At 70.9% G+C, this 18,984-nt stretch carries 16 protein-coding genes and 2 pseudogenes; 8 read left to right on the top strand and 10 right to left on the bottom strand.

What is annotated here, in order from left to right; all coding sequences use genetic code 11:
- Positions 1-276: 276 nt before the first annotated feature.
- The 3 genes from EDD93_RS37535 to EDD93_RS37525 all read right to left on the bottom strand — a co-directional run bounded on the left by EDD93_RS37535 (position 277) and on the right by EDD93_RS37525 (position 2,959).
- Positions 277-1,251 carry a phosphotransferase family protein gene (locus EDD93_RS37535; protein WP_123531160.1) on the bottom strand — a complete coding sequence of 325 codons (975 nt, stop codon included), beginning with the start codon at positions 1,249-1,251 and terminating at the stop codon, positions 277-279.
- 530 nt (positions 1,252-1,781) lie between these two features.
- Positions 1,782-2,024: a hypothetical protein gene (locus tag EDD93_RS37530; RefSeq protein WP_260256114.1), complete on the bottom strand. Its 243-nt coding sequence runs from the start codon at positions 2,022-2,024 to the stop codon at positions 1,782-1,784.
- Between the two features lie 83 nt (positions 2,025-2,107).
- Complete coding sequence (locus EDD93_RS37525) at positions 2,108-2,959, bottom strand: poly-gamma-glutamate hydrolase family protein (RefSeq protein WP_123531667.1); 852 nt, start codon at positions 2,957-2,959, stop codon at positions 2,108-2,110.
- Positions 2,960-3,664: 705 nt separating this feature from the next.
- Between EDD93_RS37525 and EDD93_RS37520 the strand changes: the two genes are divergently transcribed.
- On the top strand, positions 3,665-4,582 hold the full coding sequence (locus tag EDD93_RS37520) for a serine protease (RefSeq protein ID WP_123531158.1): 918 nt from the start codon (positions 3,665-3,667) through the stop codon (positions 4,580-4,582).
- Positions 4,583-4,827: 245 nt separating this feature from the next.
- A pseudogene (locus EDD93_RS40605) lies at positions 4,828-4,944 on the top strand (endonuclease/exonuclease/phosphatase family protein); the annotation flags it as partial.
- 18 nt (positions 4,945-4,962) lie between these two features.
- On the opposite strand, the gene EDD93_RS37510 reads toward EDD93_RS40605, so the two are convergent.
- Both EDD93_RS37510 and EDD93_RS37505 read right to left on the bottom strand, forming a co-directional pair.
- A complete protein-coding gene (locus EDD93_RS37510) occupies positions 4,963-6,396 on the bottom strand; it encodes a M1 family metallopeptidase (RefSeq protein ID WP_185092641.1) in 1,434 nt (477 codons plus the stop codon).
- A 37-nt stretch (positions 6,397-6,433) separates the two neighbouring features.
- Positions 6,434-7,321: a M20/M25/M40 family metallo-hydrolase gene (locus EDD93_RS37505; RefSeq protein ID WP_123531156.1), complete on the bottom strand. Its 888-nt coding sequence runs from the start codon at positions 7,319-7,321 to the stop codon at positions 6,434-6,436.
- Positions 7,322-7,486: 165 nt separating this feature from the next.
- Here EDD93_RS37505 and EDD93_RS40600 point away from each other — a divergent pair.
- Positions 7,487-7,720, top strand: a pseudogene (locus EDD93_RS40600) (IS701 family transposase); the annotation flags it as partial.
- Between the two features lie 155 nt (positions 7,721-7,875).
- Here the strand turns inward: EDD93_RS40600 and EDD93_RS37495 are convergent.
- A complete protein-coding gene (locus EDD93_RS37495; protein ID WP_123531154.1) occupies positions 7,876-8,517 on the bottom strand; it encodes a ScbR family autoregulator-binding transcription factor in 642 nt (213 codons plus the stop codon).
- Positions 8,518-9,083: 566 nt separating this feature from the next.
- Here EDD93_RS37495 and EDD93_RS37490 point away from each other — a divergent pair.
- Positions 9,084-9,764, top strand: a complete 681-nt coding sequence (locus tag EDD93_RS37490; protein WP_123531152.1) for an HAD family phosphatase — start codon at positions 9,084-9,086, stop codon at positions 9,762-9,764.
- Positions 9,765-9,789: 25 nt separating this feature from the next.
- Here the strand turns inward: EDD93_RS37490 and dhaL are convergent, their stop codons facing one another.
- Together dhaL and EDD93_RS37480 are read right to left on the bottom strand one after the other, a co-directional pair.
- A complete protein-coding gene (gene dhaL / locus EDD93_RS37485; RefSeq protein WP_123531150.1) occupies positions 9,790-10,461 on the bottom strand; it encodes a dihydroxyacetone kinase subunit DhaL in 672 nt (223 codons plus the stop codon).
- Between the two features lie 55 nt (positions 10,462-10,516).
- Positions 10,517-11,515 carry a dihydroxyacetone kinase subunit DhaK gene (locus EDD93_RS37480; protein ID WP_123531148.1) on the bottom strand — a complete coding sequence of 333 codons (999 nt, stop codon included), beginning with the start codon at positions 11,513-11,515 and terminating at the stop codon, positions 10,517-10,519.
- A gap of 826 nt (positions 11,516-12,341) precedes the next feature.
- Between EDD93_RS37480 and EDD93_RS37470 the strand changes: the two genes are divergently transcribed.
- A complete protein-coding gene (locus tag EDD93_RS37470; RefSeq protein WP_123531146.1) occupies positions 12,342-14,198 on the top strand; it encodes a gamma-glutamyltransferase family protein in 1,857 nt (618 codons plus the stop codon).
- A gap of 80 nt (positions 14,199-14,278) precedes the next feature.
- Positions 14,279-15,106, top strand: coding sequence for an inositol monophosphatase family protein (locus EDD93_RS37465; protein ID WP_123531144.1), 828 nt, complete (start codon positions 14,279-14,281; stop codon positions 15,104-15,106).
- Positions 15,107-15,121: 15 nt separating this feature from the next.
- Here the strand turns inward: EDD93_RS37465 and EDD93_RS37460 are convergent, their stop codons facing one another.
- On the bottom strand, positions 15,122-15,979 hold the full coding sequence (locus EDD93_RS37460) for an SDR family NAD(P)-dependent oxidoreductase (protein WP_123531142.1): 858 nt from the start codon (positions 15,977-15,979) through the stop codon (positions 15,122-15,124).
- 90 nt (positions 15,980-16,069) lie between these two features.
- Here EDD93_RS37460 and EDD93_RS37455 point away from each other — a divergent pair, with 90 nt between their 5' ends.
- Entirely contained in the window at positions 16,070-16,501 is a 432-nt protein-coding gene (locus EDD93_RS37455; protein ID WP_260256113.1) for a MarR family winged helix-turn-helix transcriptional regulator, read from the top strand.
- Positions 16,502-16,521: 20 nt separating this feature from the next.
- Here EDD93_RS37455 and EDD93_RS37450 read toward each other — a convergent pair whose 3' ends face one another.
- Positions 16,522-17,334: a nucleotidyltransferase family protein gene (locus EDD93_RS37450; protein WP_123531138.1), complete on the bottom strand. Its 813-nt coding sequence runs from the start codon at positions 17,332-17,334 to the stop codon at positions 16,522-16,524.
- A 170-nt stretch (positions 17,335-17,504) separates the two neighbouring features.
- On the opposite strand from EDD93_RS37450, the gene EDD93_RS37445 reads away from it, so the two are divergent.
- On the top strand, positions 17,505-18,923 hold the full coding sequence (locus EDD93_RS37445; protein WP_123531136.1) for an NAD(P)/FAD-dependent oxidoreductase: 1,419 nt from the start codon (positions 17,505-17,507) through the stop codon (positions 18,921-18,923).
- Positions 18,924-18,984: the final 61 nt, after the last annotated feature.

The following is an 18,984-nucleotide window of genomic DNA, read 5'->3' as shown; positions in this document are numbered from 1 at the left end:
AGGCGGTGGAACGGCAGAGCCCGGCGCCGCGCGAGCTCAGCCACCGGGCATTCCCCGAGCCCGATGTCGTGCCGGACGATGCGCCGGCCCCGATCGAGCAGGCCCGCATCCAGCGCCGCCGCCAGGCCGCGGCGTCCGAAGCTCTGCGCCGCGCCCGTGCCACTCGAGCATGAGACTGTCCCGGGACATCGACATGTACGCCTCGCCTTCCCACCGGGGAAGCAGCCCCGACCCACCTCGTCCTGTTACTTGCCGAACAAGTTGACACCCGGAAGTTCAGGCGTGGGCCAGTTCCAATGCCTGCTTCAGGTTGTACTCGGCGATGCCCGCCATGAACGCCCGGTAAGGGAAATCGCCGTCGAGCAGCCGCAGCGGACCCGCCGTCAGAGACAAACGCTGCGCGAGCATGTAGAGCGCCAGCCGGTCCTCGTCCAAGCCATCCACCTCCAGCCGCTGGTAGGCATCGTGCAGGCGGATTCGCAGAAACACGTGCTCCCACTCGACGTCGAAGTACATCAATCCCTCGATGTCGATCGTCACGGGGTCCCCGCTCTCGTCCACAAGCACGTGGTCGGGGCCCAGTTCGCCGTGCACGACCGCGTACTCCGCGCGTGGTTGCACCGCCGCCGCCAAGATCAGCAGCCGCTCCTCCAGGCGGTCGCGGGCGGCCGCGATCCGCGAATCGCGCGACGCCGCCTCGGCAAGGTCCCGCAGCGCACGGTCGAGAACTACTCCCTCGCACGACGTGACGCGCGAGGTTCCTCCTCCGTCGACCACTGCCACTTTGCCGTACGCCGGTGCGCGGTGACGTCGCATCGCCTCCAGCGACTCCGCGAGCCGCGCCATAACCGGAGCAGCAGCACCTGGATCCCGCGCGAGCAACTCCTGCAGGCTCTCACCCGGAAGGTCCTCGACGATCGCAAGGTCGGCCGGGCAATGAGTACCGTCGCGATCGACGAGCCGGACTGCTGGAACGCGAACGCCGAGCGCGTCCAGCCGGGCGTGCGCGGCCTGGAATAGATCGAGCCCGAGACCGGGCGAGAACGGGTCGGTGAGGTCGTCGTCGCCCTCGGCTGCCGGCCAGTAGTTCTCGGCGCCGTCCCATAGGTAGGCGATCGCTGTCGTCGCGTCGTCCATCACCAGGCGGTACACGCCCTTCTTGCTGCCGCCCGCGACCCGCTCGACCGTCTCCAGTCGCCGACCGCCGCCCAGCGCGGCCCGCGCTGCACTCCCCAACTGCTCCCGCTTCACTGCCCTGGGTGCCACGTTCCGATCCGCCTCTCCGCCACGACAACCCGCGAACCATACGGGAGCATCGACGTGGGGGCGATTGGTTTGCTCCGGACAGGAGGACTCCGAAAGCCGAGATCACGGCGGCGAGGCGGAACCGGACGCCACGTGAAGTGACGACAGTTGAACAGGGCCTGCGGCCGCGCGGTCCGCGACCGGTTGCGGGACCTGACACCCACCGCGGCCGAGCGCCGCCGCAGCCGCGGTCGGCACTGATCGGGCCCGAACGCGCCTCTGCCGTGTGTGACGGGCGCGCCCCCGCGCCGCAGGCCCGTTTCAGTCGGCGAGGCCCCCGGTCAGGCAGGGCTGCACGGCGGGGTGACGGTGCACACCACTTGACGACGGGGCGTGGAGGCCAGCGGCTCGCCCTTGATCCTGTCTCCCAGACGTGAGGGGCCGGATCTGGGGTCGACCTGGAACGCGGAACCGGCCCTCGGCTGAATGCCGGGGGCCGGTTCGCTGCGGGTGTGCCCCGTGGGGGTGCGGTGGGGTCAGCTCCAGCTGATGGCGTTGAGCATCGCGCGTTCGACGTGGTCGGCGGCGTTGCGTTGGCCGAGGGCGTTGGGGTGCACCAGGGGCAGCTGGGGGTCGTTGTCGCAGATGGTGATCCGGCCTTCCGCCCACTTGGTGGCGTCGCAGACGCTGTGGTCCCGGGAGGAGGTATCGACGTCGGCGAAGCTCCAGCACCGGGCTCGCCGGGCTCGCGGCCAGGTCGCTTCGGTGGCTCTGATCACGAGTGCTGGTTCTGGCTCACTTTCAGGCGCCCCTGGCGGCCGCGCTTCCGTCGTGCTCGTCCACCTCGAGGCGCCGGGTGCGCTCAGAGGACGGCCTGGGACGGATCCGCCTCCATGCGGGCCACCGCCGCCCGCACCGCGTCCGTGAACTTCCAGAACTCCGCGTTGACCGAACCAGCCCTGCCCTTGAGGGTGTTGGTGCCGAACATGCTCACCCGCAACTCCGTCGTCAGCTCCAGCTGGGCGCCCATGCCGAGCAGGGTACGGTTGCAGATGTTGCTGGGGTGGACCCCGTCGATGTCGCCGTCGGCGGAGCCCTCGATCGTCTGGACGCCCGCCGCGCGCAGGGCCTCGCCGAGGTACTGGCGCAGGACGCTGTTGAGGCCACCGATCACCACCGCCTCGGGGCGGGACGCGGGGGCGCCCGCCTGGGCGGCCGTACAGCCGTGGACGCTCACGGCGTTGAGGGCACCGGCCGCGAGCGAGAGTGCCACGCGGTCGTCGCAGTGGGTGGACGTGACATGCAGCTCGGAGTTGCCCCCGCTGGTTCTCATGCCCTCGAACATCCAGTAGTCGTGGAGCGGCGCCCCGGTCCCGTAGTGGGGTGTGAGGTCCTTCGGGGTGTAGCCGGCTATGCCCAGGCACAGTTCGGAGGTGCCGACCTCGATGCCGCCGCCGTGCAGGGCGAGGATCGCGGTCCGGGCGTACGAACCCGGTCTCGTGGCCTGGTCGTTGTCGATGTACGCGTGGCGCTGGTAGCGGCGCGCGAAGTCGATGCCCTCGCGTCCGGCGAGCTTCTGGTAGAGGTCCGTGTTGGAGCTGTACAGGTCGGTTGCGGCGGACGCGGGCGCGGCACCGAGCGTGGCGGGGAGCGCGGTGCCGAGGCCGGCGGCGGCGAGGACGGTCAGGACGGAACGTCGGGAAGTGGTGATCATGCTGCCGATCATCCCGCATCCTGCGACAGCTGGCGGCCTGGAATGCCGGCCCTCCGGTACGTCGATGTTCGGGCCGGCCGGCGCTCGCGCGCAAGGAGTGGCGCCCCGATATCCGGGCGGCGGTCCTGTCGGCGACCGGCAAGAACAATCTCTGGCGCGAGGCCGGGGTCAGCGGGCCACCATGAACCGCGCCACTGCGGTGCTCTGTCGAGTGGTACGCATAATCGTTCGCGCTCCAGTGCGCATGTAACTGTCCTGTGGATCAAGGACAGTTACACGGGCGCTGGGGGCGGATGGTGGATGCAGGGGTGTGTGTCCAGTTGTCGAGGACGAGGTCCGCGAGAGCCTCGCCTGGAAACCGGCGCCGGTGGAGTTGCTGTACACGGCCCAGCGTGGCGGACGTTCCACCGGTACACGGGGCAAAAGTGCGACTCGGTCTCGTACCCGCCGCGTACGCAGTCGGATCACGTGATCTACGAGTCGCTGCTGGAGCTGGCGCCATTGTTGTACGCCTGCTGGAGACCGGAGTGCTCGCCGCTCTGGACAGCCTTCTCGGCGGTGCCGGACAGGGCAGTTGTCAACAGTGCGAAAAGCGCCAGAGAGGAGCGGTGGGGTAGCGGGCTCGTTGTCGGTGCACGGACAATGCCTCGACTCTTTGCCGTCCGGGTGCCGGTCGGCTCCCGGCCCCACCCGAGAGGATCCACCATGCGCAAGCCTCTCCTCGCCACTCTGGCCACGCTCACCTTCGGCGCAGCTGCCCTGGCCGGAACCACGGCCACTGCCACCGCCGCCCCGGCCGGGGGCGGCCAGGCCGCCTCCGGCGTCGCGACGCCGGGCACACGACCCGATGCGGGAACGGCGACCCACGCAGGAACTCGGGCCGCCTCCTTCGCCGGCACGGTCGCACTCAGTAACTGTTCGGGCTCCCTGGTCCGCATGCCGAACTCGCAGCCGGCGGACCCTGCCCTGGTCATGACGAACGGTCACTGCCTCGAAACCGGCTTTCCCAGTGCAGGCCAGGTCATCACCGGCAAATCCTCGACCCGCAGCTTCACGCTGCTCAACGCCTCGGCGGGCAGTGCCGGAACACTCAAGGCGAGCCAGGTCGTCTACGCGACGATGACCGACACCGACGTGACGCTCTACCGGCTGACCAAGACGTACGCCCAGATTCAGCAATCCAGCGGGATTGCCCCGCTGACGCTGTCCGCCGCCCACCCGGTACAGGGCCATCCGGTCAACGTGGTCTCCGGCTATTGGAAAAAGGTCTACTCCTGCTCGGTCGACGGGTTCGCGTACCGTCTGAAGGAGGACCAGTGGACGTGGAAGGACGCCGTCCGCTACACCCCGGAGTGCCAGGTAATCGGCGGCACTTCAGGCTCTCCCGTCATCGACACGATGACGGGAGAGATCACGGCGATCAACAACACCACGAACGAGAGCGGTGGACAATGCACCCTCGACAACCCCTGCGAGGTGAACGAACAGGGCACCGTCACCGTCCGCAAGGGCATTGGCTACGCCGAGGAGACATACGGCATACCGGCGTGCTTCACCACGGGCAACAAACTCAACCTGGCGGCAGCGGGGTGCGCACTACCGAAACCGGCGGGGACACGATGACCTGAAAGCCTTCACCGCAGGCTGAACCAGGGCAAGCACGGCATCCGCTCCTCCTGTACAGGTGTGTACAGGTTCGCGGGGGAGGAGCTCACCTGCCGCTTGACGACCTCGGATCTTCCTGAAGCCGGGCTTGTGCGCTTCGGTGAAGCCGGCGCAGGAGGCGCCGCGAGCGTCAGCGGTCTGTCGGTCCGACAGCCGTGCCGCCGTCACACCGGGATGCCCGAGTACGTCCCGGCCGTCGCCCCCCACTGGCTCGGATCGATCAGGTCATCGCCCGTTCCGCGACCGCCGACCACGTCCGTACGCTGCGCGCCACCGGCAGCGACCACCTGCCCGTCGCCGCCTCGACCACCCTGCGCTGACCGGCACTCTGCGGCAGATCAGCGAAGGCGGCCGAGGCTTCCGGGGTACAGGTACTTCCGTTTCGGGGCGGTGGTGCCGTGTGCCCAGGCGTCGAAGAATCCGGTGAGGTCGGGCCGGCCGGAGATCTTCTTCGCGAGTGCTTCGAACTGGGGCCAGGTGGCGTTGCCGTAGCGGTGCTCCTTCTGCCACTGCCGGAGGGTCCCGAAGAAGGCGGCGTCCCCGATGGTCCGCCGCAGGGCGTGCATCATCATCGACCCCTTGTCGTACAGCGCCGGGTCCAGCTCCTTGCCCTGGCCCGGGTCGTAGAGCTTCACGCTCCAGAAGCCGGGGTCCTGTTCGCTCTGCTCCACCATGCCGGCGTAGAAGCCGGTGTCGAGGTCGGCGCCGTCCTTCTCGTCCCACAGCTGGTTGGTGTACTGAGCGACGCACTCGGCGATGCAGCCGTCACGCCAGTCCGAGAAGGAGACGCTGTCGCCGAACCACTGATGGGCGTACTCGTGCACCATCGAGGCGTCGAACATCACTCCGCTGTACGTCGGACGGCTCTGCGTCTCGAGCGCGAGGGGGCCGTTGCCACCCTCGTCGGCTTCGCCGTTGATGACGATGCCGCCGGCCGAGGAGAAGGGGTACGGGCCGAACTTCGAGGCCAGGAAGCCGATGATCTCCGGGAGCAGTGCCTCGGACTCCGGGTCGATCACGGCGCCGGGGCTGTAGGCGTTGATGACCGGGGTGCCATCGGCGAGTTTCGACGTGCGAACCGTGAATTTGTCGATGGCGAGAGTGCTGAGGTAGGTGGCGAGCGGCTTGTCCTCGTACCAGCGGAAGGTCTTTCTGCCTTTGGCCGGGGAGGTGGTCGGGCCGGGGCGGCCGTTGCTGATCACGGTCCATGTGTCGGGGACCGTCGCGGTGAGCCGGAAGGTCGCCTTGTCGGACGGGTGGTCGTTGGCGGGGTACCAGGCGGTGGCGGAATGCGGCTCGCCGGTCACGCTCGCTCCGCCGTTGGTGAGCCGGTGCCAGCTCTCGCCGACGGGCTTGCCGGAGTAGCGGACGCGGACGGCGAACTTCGTGCCCTTGGCGATCGGGCCGGCCGGGGTGATGACCAGTTCGTGTGCCCCGCTGCGGGTGAAGCTTTTGACGGGGACACCGTCGACAGTGACCGAGCCGACCTGGAAGCCTTCCAGGTCCAGATGGAAGCGGTCGAGTCCGCCGGTGGCCGTGGCGGTGACGGTGGTGTCGCCGTCGAGGTGGTGGGGGCGGGCCGGGTCGTAGGCCACACGGACGTCGTAGTGGGAGACGTCGTATCCGGGGTTGCCGTCGTCGGGGAAGTACGGGTCTCCCACACCGGACTCGCCGCCGGTGCCGGCCGCGGAGGGCGCGACGGCCAGGAGCACGCTGCCTGCCAGGAAGCCCACCACCGCGGGGTATCGGTGCCGTTTCGTCGTACTGCGCATATGTCCTGCTCCTGACCGTGGGGGCGGTGGTCGGTGATCAGTGTGTGGCGAGCTGCCAGGTCACGCCGAGAACGGCGTCGGTACTGACGGTCTCGGTCCCGGGGTCCACGTTGTCGATGCGGTCGCATGCATCGTGGAGGCAGTCGCCGATGCCGGTGGTGAAGCCGGAGACGGGGATTCCGGCATCGCCGAACGACTCGTGGTCCGAGCCGCCGATGCCGATGTCGAAGGTGGGCAGCCCCTTGGCCGCGAAGTACGCCTCGAACGCGTCCGTGGCCCTGGGGTCGTCGTGGACGACGAACCACTGCTGCACGTGCCTGGAGCCGGTCATGTCGAAGTTGAGGTAGACGTCGATCTTCTTGCGTCCGGCGGCGGAGAGCTTGCGCACGTAGTCCTTGGAGCCGATCAGGCCCTGCTCCTCCGCTCCCCACCACGCGAACCGCAGATGCCGCTTCGGCGCGACTCCCGCCCGCGACATGGCGACGGCGGTGGCGAGCACGGCGGCCGAGCCGGAGCCGTTGTCGTTCATACCGGGCCCGGCCTCGACGCTGTCGAGATGCGCGCCGACGAGCACGGTGTGGTCCGGGTCGCCCCCGGGCCAGTCGGCGATGAGGTTGTGTCCAACGGTGCCGTCGTGGGTGAAGGGCCGCAGGCTGGTGCGGAAGCCCGCCTTGTCCAGCACGCCCTTCACGTACGCCAGCGACTGCTGGAAGCCCTTGGTGCCGTGGGCGCGGTTGCCTCCGGTGCGGTCCGCGATCGACTGCAGTGCCCGCAGGTGCGGCATGATCTGTTCCGTGGTGACGACGGGTATCCGCGGCGTCTTCGGCACGGCAGGCTCGGCCGACGCCGCGGCGGGGACGGCGACCAGTGCCGCACACAGACCGAGTACCGCGGCCGTGCGCCGCATGCGGCTGAGTATCTCCATGCGTGACTCTCTCCTTGAAGGCAATGCGGGATCTTCCGGCGCGGAGCCGGGAGAAGAGAGTCGCTGGGTGATGTCAGAGGAATGTCAGAAACCTGTGGCCGCGCTGTGGTCGTCATCCATTGTCACGGCTCTCCGCCCCCGTGCGTCGTAACCGAAGCGGAGTCGGGCCACCGCCAGTTGCTGATGCGTCGCAACCGCAAGACCGGTTAACTCGCTTACGGCCGCTGCTACTTAACCGGCTCGGTGCCATTGACCACCGTGGTGAAGGCCGCCGGATTCAAATGGCGGGTGGAGCAGACCTTCCAGAGCGAGAAAGGGCTGGCCGCGCTCGATGAGCACCAGGTCCGCCGCTATCCCTCCTGGACCCGTTGGGTCACCCTCGCCATGTGCGCCCACGCCCCTCGCCGACGAGATCGTCCAGCAGGTCGAGCGGAGCCGGGCGCCAAGCCGCACCCGAAAGCGGGCTGAGGAGGACCGGCAGCGGCAGGTTCCGCGAGGCTCGTCATCCCGGCCGGGCTGCCGCACGCGCCGGATCCGGTGGGCTGGGTCCTGTGCTACGGCCGTACGGAGATCCGCGCCCGCGCCCGTGCACGGGCGAGCAGGCCGGCCGGATCCGGTTCCGCCTGCAAGGACTTGAGCGTCAGCAGCCACCACTGGTCGAACTGCTCCCCCCAGTCCCGCCCGCCCGGCAGGTCGTCGGTCAGTGTGCAGAGCCCGAAGAACGCGCACACGAGCGTCACGGCCGCGGCCGACGGCTTCACCTCGGCCGCGAGCTCGCCCCGCGTGCGGGCCTGGGCGAGAAGCCGGGTAGCAGCCAGGGACCAGGCTTCGAACGGCGTGGGCACAACTGCGTCGATACCCCGTCGCTCCGCCCACAGCCGGGCGCCCGCGCGCGCCACGACGTCCTCGCTGAGGGAGCGTGCGACACCGAGGCTCAGGACGACCAGCTTCTCCAGCGGGGGGATTCCCGGCGCGGTGTAGGGGGCGGCGAGCTGCGGCCAGGTGGCGAACTGTGCACGGGCCACCGCCAGGGCCAGCTTTTCCTTGCTCGAGTAATGGAAATAGATTGCACCGCTGGTTTTTCCGGAGTGATCGCTTATGTCATTTACGCTCGTTCCCACGTACCCTCGTTCGGCAAATAGATGTGCTGCCGACTCCAGTAGTGCCTTGCGGGTTTCTCGGGCTCTGTCCTGCATGCGTGTTCCACCTTCGCTCGAATGTTCCATCGCTACGGCAAGGGAATGCAGGCCCCCTCTGTGGAGGGTGCAGTCGCATCGCGCGAAGATCTTATTATTCGTCAGTCGTGTGCGTGCGGGCGCACTTTCACGCAATCCGTCGCCCGGTCGGGGAGAGGTTCTTCGCGTGAGGGGCGCCGCTGTGACCCTCGCTGCGTCCTGTGTCGGGTGCACGCCGCTCACTAGGGGTGTTGCTCCGGCTCGGGGTGCCTCCGCTCCTTCCCCCGGCCTGTTCGCGCTCCCCGATGGCCGGCGACCGGATCAATTCCATGCACTCGAATTGGTGATTGCGGAAACCGGACAGGGCGAAATAACGTAACCGTCACGATGTTTTCGGCTCAAGCCGAAAGCGACGATCCGCGTCGGCCATGACGCGCTCAGTAAACGTGCACGCGGTCGCAGTAGCCGTGCCCATTCGTGAGGTTCCCTCATCGCTGCGGATTCGTCACCCGCGTCTCGGCACCTCTCTGCCACCCGTGTACCCCTGCACCGAAACGGTCGGCGCATTCTCCGAGAACGGCAGTCATATGACAGCTCGCAACATCCTTGCCTGGTCCCCGTCGGCCATCGTCTTCGATTGCGACGGGACCCTGATGGACACGGAACGACACTGGCAGGAGGCCCGGAACGCTACCTTCCGGGTCTTCGGCCTCAAGCCTCCGGCCGGGTTCGCCGACCGCGCCCACGGCATGCACTACACCGAGTGCGGCGCGCTCATGGCCGATGAGACCGGGAAGCCGGACCTCGCGGGCGACATGGCGGCCACACTCCTCACCACCTTCACGGCGCTGGTCGACGAGGACCCCGTCACGATGCCGGGAGCCGCCGCCCTGGTCCGGCTGGCCGCTCGGCATCTCCCCCTGGCGGTGGCCAGCAACTGCCCCCGGGCGACGGTGGAATCGTGCCTCGACCGGGCCGGACTCCTCGACGCCTTCAGCCACGTCGTGGTTGCCGGCGAGGACGTACGGCCCAAGCCGGAGCCCGATGTCTACAGCGCGGCCGTCGGCCTCTGCGGTGTTCCACCGGAGGAAGCTCTGGCCGTGGAGGACTCGCTCACGGGCATGGAGTCCGCTCGCCGGGCAGGCCTGCGCGTCCTCGGCCTCGGGCCCTGCCCGCCAGGTCCCCAGGCGGAGCAGGCGGACCTGTGGGTCGAGAGCCTCGCCGACCGGGAGCTGGTGCGCTGGGCCCGCAGCCGGATCGGGGAGTAGAGCGCCCCGCTCGCTCTCGGCGCGGTCAGCCGGTGGGCCGAAGATGACGCCCCAGGGCGGTTACGGGACCGGCTGCGGACGCGAAGAACAGGGCTATGCCCACAGCTCCGGGATCGGGAATGCCTGTCGCCCGGTCACCGAGGTAACTGGCCCGGCCCATGCGTGCCGACAGGGACGCGGTGCCCCGTACGCCCTGCCAGGCGCCGTCCGCCGCCGCGGCCAGCGCGGTCGCGGGCGGCGCGGTCCCCGCCTCCCGCAGTGCGGTCACGGCCGGATCCAGCGCGTCGACCAGGGTCTTGTCGCCGGGGGACGCATCGCCCACACGGCGGATGGCGGCGAGGCCCTGGGCGGCGCCATCGGCGAGTGCGGCCGTCGTCAGATCCGGACCGGAGCCGGCGGCGGCCCTGCTCAGCGACTGGAACAGCAGACCGAACAGGGGTCCGCTGGTCCCGCCGATCTCGTCGAGGAAGGCGGTGGCCATGATGCCAAGGCTCTCCGCAGGTCCGGCCGACTCGTCCGTACGGTCGAACAGCAGCCCCGCGGCCCGGACCCCGGTCGCGAGATTGGTCCCGAAGTCGCCGTCCCCCACCTGCTGGTCGAGCGCGGTCAGCTCGGCCTCGGTGGCGTACACCGAATCGGTGAAGTGGCGCATCCAGTCGCGGGTCTGTGTCCCGTCGAAAGCGGCAGTGGTCGTCATGGGGCCGTCCTCCTGCTCCTGTCGCGGGCCGCCGGGGCAACGGCCCTCGGGCCGCTCACCATCGCAACGCCGGAGTGCGGACCGGCGCATCGTAGAAGCCCAGCGTTTCGTGGTCGGCAACCATGAGGGTCAGGGAGAAGCCCCGCATATCGAGCGCGGTCACGTAGTCGCCCACGAGGTGCCGTGCCAGCCGCACACCCCGGCCGTCGAGGACGCGGCCCAGTTCGCCGAAGATGCCGTACAGCTCCAGGGAGGTGACCGCGCCCAGATTGTTGACCAGCGCCACGAGCGGGTCGTCGGGCCCGGGGCGCAACGCGTCCAGCAGGGCGCCGGCCATGTCCTCCACCAGTGCGCCCACGCGGCCCTGGCTCCTGGTGCGGTCGGCGCGCTCGCCGTGGATACCGACGCCGTACTCGAGTTCCCCGGGCAGCAGCTCGAACGCGGGCTCACCAGTGGCAGGTGCGGTGTGGGCGGCGGAGGCGGCGGCGAGCGTCCGGCACCGGCCCGCGAGGGCGGTGCCGAGTTCCACCAGCCCTTCGAGCCCCATCCCGGTGTCCGCGGCGCCGCCCAGGACCTTCTCGACCAGCATGGTGGCGCCCGTGCCACGACGGCCTGCGGCGATCTTCTCGGAGTCGGAGGCCAAGTCGTCGTCGATGAGGACCCGTGCGCAGGTGATGCCCGCGGCGGCCAGCCGTTCGGCCGCGATACCAAAATTGATTCGGTCGCCGGTGTAGTTCTTGACGATGTGCAGGACACCCTCCGGCCCCGCAACCGCGCGCGACGCCCGGAAGATCTGCCTGTTGTGCGGAGAGGCGAAGACCCTCCCGGGGCAGGCGGCATCGAGCATGCCCGCGCCGACATATCCGGCGTGCAGGGGCTCGTGCCCCGAGCCGCCACCCGACAGCAGCCCCACCCGGCGGGCCGGTGAGGAGTGCCGGGCGGTGAAGAACCCGTCACCGGGGTCGTACGCCACGAGGTCCGCGTGGGCGCGGGCGAAGCCGGACAGCGCGTCGGGGACAAGTTCACCGGCATCGTTCTCGAAGTACCTGGCCATATGCCGAACCCCTCCTGTCCACGGCCGCGGAGCCGACCGGGCCAGCCTCCGGATGAGACCTCCATGGTGGAGTGACCGCGCGCATACGGCAACGCGCGGAACGTATCCGCAGCTCGCACGAAGCGCAGCGTCCTGATCCATCGACGTGATGCTCAGTAGTCGTCCTGGACGCCTTGTCGTAGGCGGGTACGCCTATCGGCCGTGAAGCGGTGCCCGGAGCGGTCGATGGCATAGGGGTCGGATGCGCCGCGGTCGCATCGCCGTCCCCGGGATCACCCAGGGCCACTTGGGGGTCGCGCAGTCCGTCTGTGCCCGCGACCTCGACCTGGCAGGTGAAGGCCGCTGTCGCCCCACTGGCCCCGCTGCTCACGCTGGGCCGGTGGAGTGATGCACCGCACGCGACGTCCGACTACGCGGGCATCGACATCGAGCGAAGCAAACGGCATCCCGTTCCCCTGGTTCGGCGACCGCGGCGAGGTTGGCAGATCGCTGCGTCCCGGTGAGACCGGGGCCGAGCGGGTGAAAGCCGGAGAGCGGCTCGGCGACAAGGCCGAGCTTCCCTGAATCGGACAGGGAGCGGAAGAAGTTCCGCCGCGTACTGACAACGAAGTACGGGAACGCGCCGGAGGACGATTTCCATGTGTTGAGGCACACGTACGCATCCCTCGTTCTGGAGGCGGGGAAGAAGGGGCGCAGGGCGATCGATAGCCTGCTGGGGGAGTGGGCGGAGGAGAGTGCCGGTCCCAACTCCCCAGATTCTTCCCGGGCCCGGTCCTGAGTGCGGGTTCGACCGTCCGATGCGCGTAAACAGCGAGGTGAGAGCCGTATGTTCACCACCCGACCGACCCTCCAGGGCACCTTCGGCATGGTGTCCTCGACCCACTGGCTGGCCTCGCAGTCGGCGATGGCCGTCCTGGAGGGCGGCGGCAACGCCTACGACGCCGCCGTCGCCGCCGGATTCGTCCTGCACGTCGTCGAACCGCACCTGAACGGACCGGCCGGCGAGGTGCCGATGATCCTCGCGCCCGTGGACGGCGAGGTCCGGGTGCTGTGCGGTCAGGGCCCGGCCCCCGCCGGTGCCACCGTCGCCCACTACCGCTCGCTCGGCCTCGGTCTGGTCCCCGGCACCGGACCGCTCGCCGCCGCCGTACCGGGCGCCTTCGACGCCTGGATGCTGCTGCTGCGCGACCACGGCACCAGGACCCTCGCCGAGGTGCTGCGGTACGCCATCGGCTACGCCGAGGACGGCCACGCACCCGTGGAGCGGGTGGGCCGGACCGTCGAGACCGTCCGCGAGCTGTTCGAGACCGAATGGCCGTCCTCCGCCGCCGTGTACCTGCCCGGTGGCGAATCCCCGAAGTCCGGAGAGCTCTTCCGCAACCCGGCCCTCGCCGCGACCTGGCGCCGGCTGATATCGGAGGCCGAGACGGCCGGCGGCGAGGACCGCACCGCGCAGATCGAGGCGGCCCGCACGATCTGGCGCGAGGGCTTCATAGCGGACGCCCTGGTCCGTCAGGCCGCCGTACCCACCATGGACACCAGCGGCGAGCGCCACACCGGCACCCTCACCGCCGCCGATCTGGCCGGCTGGTCCGCCTCGTACGAGGCCCCGGCCACCTACGACTGGAACGGCTGGACGCTCGCCAAGGCCGGCGGCTGGAGCCAGGGCCCCGCCTTCCTCCAGCAACTCGCCCTGCTCCCCGCCGAACTGCCCCGCTACGGTTCCGCCGAGTACGTCCACCTGCTCATCGAGGGCTGCAAGCTCGCCATGGCCGACCGCGAGGCCTGGTACGGCGACGCCGCCGAGGTCCCGCTCGCGACCCTGCTCTCCGAGCCGTACAACACCGCCCGCCGTGCCCTGATCACCGACGACGCCTCACGCGAGCTGCGGCCGGGCAGCCCCGACGGGCGCACCCCCGTCCTGAGCGAGCACGCCCGCGCCGTGGCCGACGGCTTCGACGCGACGGGCCTGGCCGCCGCCGGCGCCGGAGAGCCGACGGTCGCGAAGGAGGGCGCCGGGGAGCCCACGCAGACCGTGGACCGCACCGGCGAGCCGCCCGTCACCCCGGGCGGCGCCACCCGGGGCGACACCTGCCACGTGGACGTCGTCGACCGCTGGGGCAACATGGTCTCCGCGACGCCCAGCGGCGGCTGGCTCCAGTCCAACCCGGTCGTCCCCGAACTCGGCTTCCCGCTCGGCACCCGCCTCCAGATGGCCTGGCTGGAGGAGGGCCTGCCCAACTCCCTCACCCCCGGGCGGCGTCCCCGCACCACCCTGACCCCGTCCCTCGCCCTGCGCGACGGCGTCCCCGTCATGGCGTTCGGCACCCCGGGCGGCGACCAGCAGGACCAGTGGCAGCTGCACTTCTTCCTCGCCGTCGCCCTGCGCGCCGAGGTCCGCGGCGGCCTCGACCTCCAGGGTGCCGTCGACGCCCCGAACTGGCACAACGACAGCTTCCCCGGCTCCTTCTTCCCGCGCGCGATGCACCCCGGCAGCGTCACCGTCGAGGAGGGCACGGACCCGGAGGTGGTCGCCGGGCTGCGCCGCCGCGGCCATGACGTCACCGTCGGCGACCCGTGGTCCGAGGGCCGGATGTGCGCGGTTGCCCGCGACCCGCGCACCGGGATCCTGTCCGCGGCCGCCAACCCGCGCGGAATGCAGGGGTACGCCGTCGGCCGCTGACCCGCCCCCGTCCCCGGCCGGTCACCCACCCGTCATGACCAGGTCGTCGGCGCCCCGGACCCGCGTGCTTAGCTGGGGGCATGATCGATGACTTCCTCGCCGGGGACCTGACCGAGGTCGAGGCGGCGGTCCGCGCAGCGGCCGCCGCCGAGATCGTGCCGCGCTTCCGGCAGCTCGCCGCGCACGAGATAGTCGAGAAGAACGGCCCGCACGACCTGGTGACCACCGCGGACCGGCTGGCCGAGGAACACCTCACCGCCTCCCTGAGCCGGCTCCTGCCCGGCTCGGTCGTCGTCGGCGAGGAGGCCGTCCACGCCGACCCGGCGGTGTACGGGGCGCTGAGCGGCGAGGCACCCGTCTGGATCGTCGACCCGGTCGACGGCACCCGGCAGTTCGTCCGGGGCGAAGCCGGCTTCTGCACCCTGGTCGCCCTCGCCCACCACGGCGAGATCCTGGCCTCCTGGACGTACGCCGCCGCCCTGGACGAGATGGCCGTGGCCGTACGGGGCCGGGGAGCGACGCTCAACGGCGCTCCCCTGAAGGCCGGTTCGCCCGAGCCCGGCGCCGACCTGCGGGTCGCGATGTCCCACCCCGACTACACCACCGACGCCCAGAAGCGCGCCCTGCTGGGCCTGCGCACCGGGGGGATCGACGCCCGCCCCTGCGGATCGGCCGGCCTCGAATACCTCGGCGTCGCCCGCGGCGACCTGGAGGCGACCGCCTTCAACTGGGAGTACGCCTGGGACCACGCGGCCGGGCTGCTCCTGGTCACCGAGGCGGGCGGCGCCCAGGCCACGCTCTCCGGTGCGCCGTTCCGCATCGCCGGGGGCAATGAGCTGCCCTTCACCGCCGCCCGTGACCGGGCCACGGCCGACACCGTCCTGGCCGCGCTGCGCGCCGGGGCCTGACGCGGGGCGGGGCGCTCAGCCTCCCAGCAGCTCGCGGGTCAGTGCGGCGAGGCGCTCGCGGGCCTGCGGATCGTAGGCCTGCTCATGGGCGGCGGCGTCGGTGAAGCGGTCGAAGTAGCGGCCGGTGACCCCGGCCAGCGCCGGATCGGTGATCAGCCGGACCGTGGGCCGTACCCCCTCCTCGACGGGGACCTGCGGGGTCAGCCCGTGCTCGCGGACCCCTCGGGTGTCCATCAGGTGGGCCGGGTGCAGGGCGTTGAACGTGACCCCGGTGCCGGGTGTCCGCGAGGCGGCGAGGCCGAACGTCGACATGATCATCGCGAGTTTGCTCCGGCAGTATGCCTCCAGGCCCTGGTAGCCGTGCTCCATCATGACGTCGTCGAAGTCGACGGGTGACTGCCCCACCGATGCCACCTGGACCACCCGGGCCGGCGCCGACGCGGCCAGCAGCGGCAGCAGCTCGTCGATCAGCAGGCAGGGCGCCAGATAGTTCACCGCGAACCGCAGTTCATGCCCCTGCGCGCTCACCTCGCGGAGCAGCGGGGACGCGCCCCCGCCGGCCACCGCGTTGTTGACCAGCACATCGAGCCGGGGCTCGGCCGCCCGCACGGCCTCGGCCATCGACCTGACCTGGTCCAGGTCGGACAGATCGGCGAGGTAGGTGCGGACCCCGCCGCGACCGGCCGAGAGCGCGCGCACCTCGTCGGCCGCCCTGTCGAGCCGCGCCCGGTCCCGTCCGTGCAGGAGCAGCGTCGCGCCCCGGGCCGCCAGATCGCGGGCGAGGTGCAGGCCGAGCCCCTGGGTCGCACCGGTGACGAGAACGGTTCCGCCGAAGACGGCGGGCGTACCACTGTGTGCGGATTGAGTATCCATGGGTTGAGTTATATCAAGAGCTTGATTCAAATTCCATGGTTGTCATGTATCCATGTTCTGTCAGAAGTCCGTGGCTGTACGCTCACGGGTATGGGAATGACTGCCGGCGACCGTCTCGGCGCGGACATCAAGCGTGCGGAGCAAGCGCTCATGGCAGCCAAGAGCGCCGCGCTGAAGGGCGCCGACCTCACCGTCGCCCAGTACGCGGCGCTGTTCGCCCTCGCAGATCACCCCGGTATGTCGGGCGCCGCGCTGGCCCGGGTCTGCCTGGTCACCCCGCAGGCCATGGCCGCGGTGCTCAAGCACTTGGAGGAGCGCGGGCTGATCGCCAGGTCGGTCCACCCGTGGCACCAGAAGATGCTGGAGACCCGGCTGACGGAGGCGGGCACCGAGACGCTGCGGCTGGCCGACGAGCAGGCGGTACGGATCGAGCGCCGGATCGCCGACGAGTTCACCCCGCAGGAGCGCGACGCCCTGCGGAGCCTGCTGGCCCGCTGCGTCACGGCCATCCAGCGCGACTGAGCGTGGGCGGGGGCTGCGGCTCAGCCCCCGTCGGACGTACCGGCCAGCACCGCCCGTACGTCGGCCACGACTCCGGCGGCCGTCTCCACCGCGGCGGCGTCCAGCCCCCGCAGCGCCTCACCGGCCCGGTCCGCGAAGTCCGCGGGCGTGTCCGGCAGCGCGGCGGCCGCTGCCAGCGCGCCCTTCTCGTTGAGGCACCAGGTGCGGTGGTGGGCGTGCAGCGACTGGGCGAGGATGCCGAACGCCCGGGACAGGCAGAGCGACACGTGCAGCCGGTCACCGGAAGGGGCCGACTTGCGGGCCGACGCCACCGAGAACTCCGCCTCCCAGGCCGCGTCGGCCAGGGCCCTGCGCAGCGGCTCGGGGTAGTCGAGCGTCTCAGCCCGAAGCGCCGTCAGTTCACCCCGGGTATCGGCCAGTACGTGCCCGAGCGCGACCTCGCCCGGATAGGCGGGGGACCAGAAGCCGAGCGGATGGCCGGGCTGGACGCCCACCTCGAAGCGCCCCTGGCGGCAGTCGGCCCAGACCGCCCCGACCCGGTCCAGATCGCGCAGGATCCAGTCGACCGGGGTGCCGTCCACCCGCAGCCAGGCCCCGCCGTCGACCCAGGGACCCCAGCCACCGGGGCCGGCCACCTCGACCGCCGAGCCCTGCACCTCGTGGGCCAGTGCGCTCAGCGCGGCCAGGTCCGGGACGCCTCGGTAGTAGAGGCCCAGGTCCCAGTCGGAGTCGGGCCGGTGGGTGCCCCGGGCCCGGCTGCCGCCCAGTGCGACGGCGTGGATCCCGGGTACGGCGACGAGCTGTCCGGCCATGGCGCCGATCGCCCGGCCCATCCCGGAATCCTCCGCGAGCGGGCCGGTGGGTGCTGCCGGGCGGGGGACGGGGCGCGGCGGCCGCGCGGGGTTCGGTGTGGTCATCGAGCGGGAACCCTACCCGCACCCGGGCCGCCGGCGCCTGTGAATATCCTGGGGCTCCGACCGTCGGCTGACAAAGGAGTCCGAAGGTGCCGTCGATGCTTGACGCAGTCGTCGTGGGGGCAGGCCCCAACGGGCTGACCGCCGCGGCCGAACTGGCTCGCCGAGGCCATACCGTGGAGGTCTTCGAAGCCGGGCGGACCGTCGGCGGCGGAGCCCGTACCGAGGAGCTCACCCTCCCCGGCTTCCGGCACGACCCCTGCTCGGCGGTCCACCCGCTGGGCATCGGCTCGCCCGCCTTCGACGCGATGCCGCTCGCCCGGCACGGTCTGGAGTGGATCCAGCCCCGGCTGGCCCTGGCCCACCCCTTCCCGGACGGGTCCGCCGCCGTGCTGGCCTCATCGGTGGGGGAGAGCGCCATGTCGCTCGGGCCGCGTGACGCGGGGGCCTACCGCAGGCTCGTCGCCCCGTTCATCGGCCACTGGGACAGCCTCGCCGAGGACTTCCTGCGCACCCCGTGGGACGGGCTGCCGCGCGACCCGTACCGCTGGGTGCGCTTCGGCCTCGACGCCATCCAGCCCGCCACGCTGCTGTCCCGCCGCTTCGGCGGCGAGAAGGCGCGCGGTCTCTTCGCCGGACTGGGCGCCCACGCCATAGCCCCCACCAGCGGCATCGCCACCGGCGGAATCGCCCTGCTCTTCGCGCTGGCCGCGCACGAGAAGGGCTGGCCGGTGCCGCGCGGCGGCTCCCAGGCCATCTCCGACGCCCTCGCCTCGTACCTGCGGGAACAGAGCGGCGTCATCCACACCGGTACGGAGGTCAAGCGCCTGGACGAGCTCCCGCCCGCCCGCGCCTACATCTTCGACACCTCGCCGACCGCGCTGGCCCGGATCGCCGGTCTGGGCAACGCCTACCGGGGCTACCGCTACGGCGCCTCCTGCTTCAAGATCGACTACGCCCTGTCGGGGCCCGTCCCCTGGACTGCCGAGGAGGCCCGCCGGGCGGGTACGGTACACATCGGCCCCACGGCCGGCGAGATCGACTCCGCCCTGCGCGCGGCGGTCGGCGGCCGCGACCCGAGCGTGCCGTTCCTGATCACCGCCCAGCCCAGCCTCGTCGACCCGTCCCGCGCCCCCGAGGGCAAGCAGGTGTTCTGGGTGTACGGGCACGTCCCGGCCGGCTGGGAGGGCGACGCCACCGAGGTCATCGAACGCCAACTGGAGCGCTTCGCGCCCGGGTTCCGTGATCTGGTGCTCGCCCGCTGTGTGGCGGGACCGCCCCGGATCGCCGCACGCAACGCGAACTACGTGGACGGGGACATCGCCTGCGGCGCCTTCGCGGGACTGCAGACCGTGATCCGTCCCAAGCTCGCCCGGGTGCCGTACGCGACAGCGCATCCTGCGGTCTTCATCTGCTCCTCCGCGACCCCGCCCGGACCCGGTGTGCACGGCATGTCCGGACACCACGCGGCGAAGGCGGTGTGGCGCCGGCTGCGCTCCCGCGCCTGAACCGTCGGGCCGAGGACGTCCTTCTCGTCTCACAGCACCGGGCCGGCGGATGTGCGGCGCG

This window comes from Streptomyces sp. 840.1, assembly GCF_003751445.1.
Classification (GTDB): domain Bacteria; phylum Actinomycetota; class Actinomycetes; order Streptomycetales; family Streptomycetaceae; genus Streptomyces.
This window is presented reverse-complemented; position numbering and strand designations above follow the sequence as displayed.

Coding starts and splice junctions, on each gene's coding strand:
- EDD93_RS37525 (WP_123531667.1), bottom strand. CDS start 2,959: ATGATCACCACTTCCCGACGTTCCGTCCTGACCGTCCTCGCCGCCGCC.
- EDD93_RS37505 (WP_123531156.1), bottom strand. CDS start 7,321: ATGGAGATACTCAGCCGCATGCGGCGCACGGCCGCGGTACTCGGTCTG.
- EDD93_RS37510 (WP_185092641.1), bottom strand. CDS start 6,396: ATGCGCAGTACGACGAAACGGCACCGATACCCCGCGGTGGTGGGCTTC.
- EDD93_RS37480 (WP_123531148.1), bottom strand. CDS start 11,515: ATGGCCAGGTACTTCGAGAACGATGCCGGTGAACTTGTCCCCGACGCG.
- EDD93_RS37495 (WP_123531154.1), bottom strand. CDS start 8,517: ATGCAGGACAGAGCCCGAGAAACCCGCAAGGCACTACTGGAGTCGGCA.
- EDD93_RS37455 (WP_260256113.1), top strand. CDS start 16,070: ATGGGAATGACTGCCGGCGACCGTCTCGGCGCGGACATCAAGCGTGCG.
- EDD93_RS37465 (WP_123531144.1), top strand. CDS start 14,279: ATGATCGATGACTTCCTCGCCGGGGACCTGACCGAGGTCGAGGCGGCG.
- EDD93_RS37450 (WP_123531138.1), bottom strand. CDS start 17,334: ATGGGCCGGGCGATCGGCGCCATGGCCGGACAGCTCGTCGCCGTACCC.
- dhaL (WP_123531150.1), bottom strand. CDS start 10,461: ATGACGACCACTGCCGCTTTCGACGGGACACAGACCCGCGACTGGATG.
- EDD93_RS37490 (WP_123531152.1), top strand. CDS start 9,084: ATGACAGCTCGCAACATCCTTGCCTGGTCCCCGTCGGCCATCGTCTTC.
- EDD93_RS37460 (WP_123531142.1), bottom strand. CDS start 15,979: ATGGATACTCAATCCGCACACAGTGGTACGCCCGCCGTCTTCGGCGGA.
- EDD93_RS37520 (WP_123531158.1), top strand. CDS start 3,665: ATGCGCAAGCCTCTCCTCGCCACTCTGGCCACGCTCACCTTCGGCGCA.
- EDD93_RS37470 (WP_123531146.1), top strand. CDS start 12,342: ATGTTCACCACCCGACCGACCCTCCAGGGCACCTTCGGCATGGTGTCC.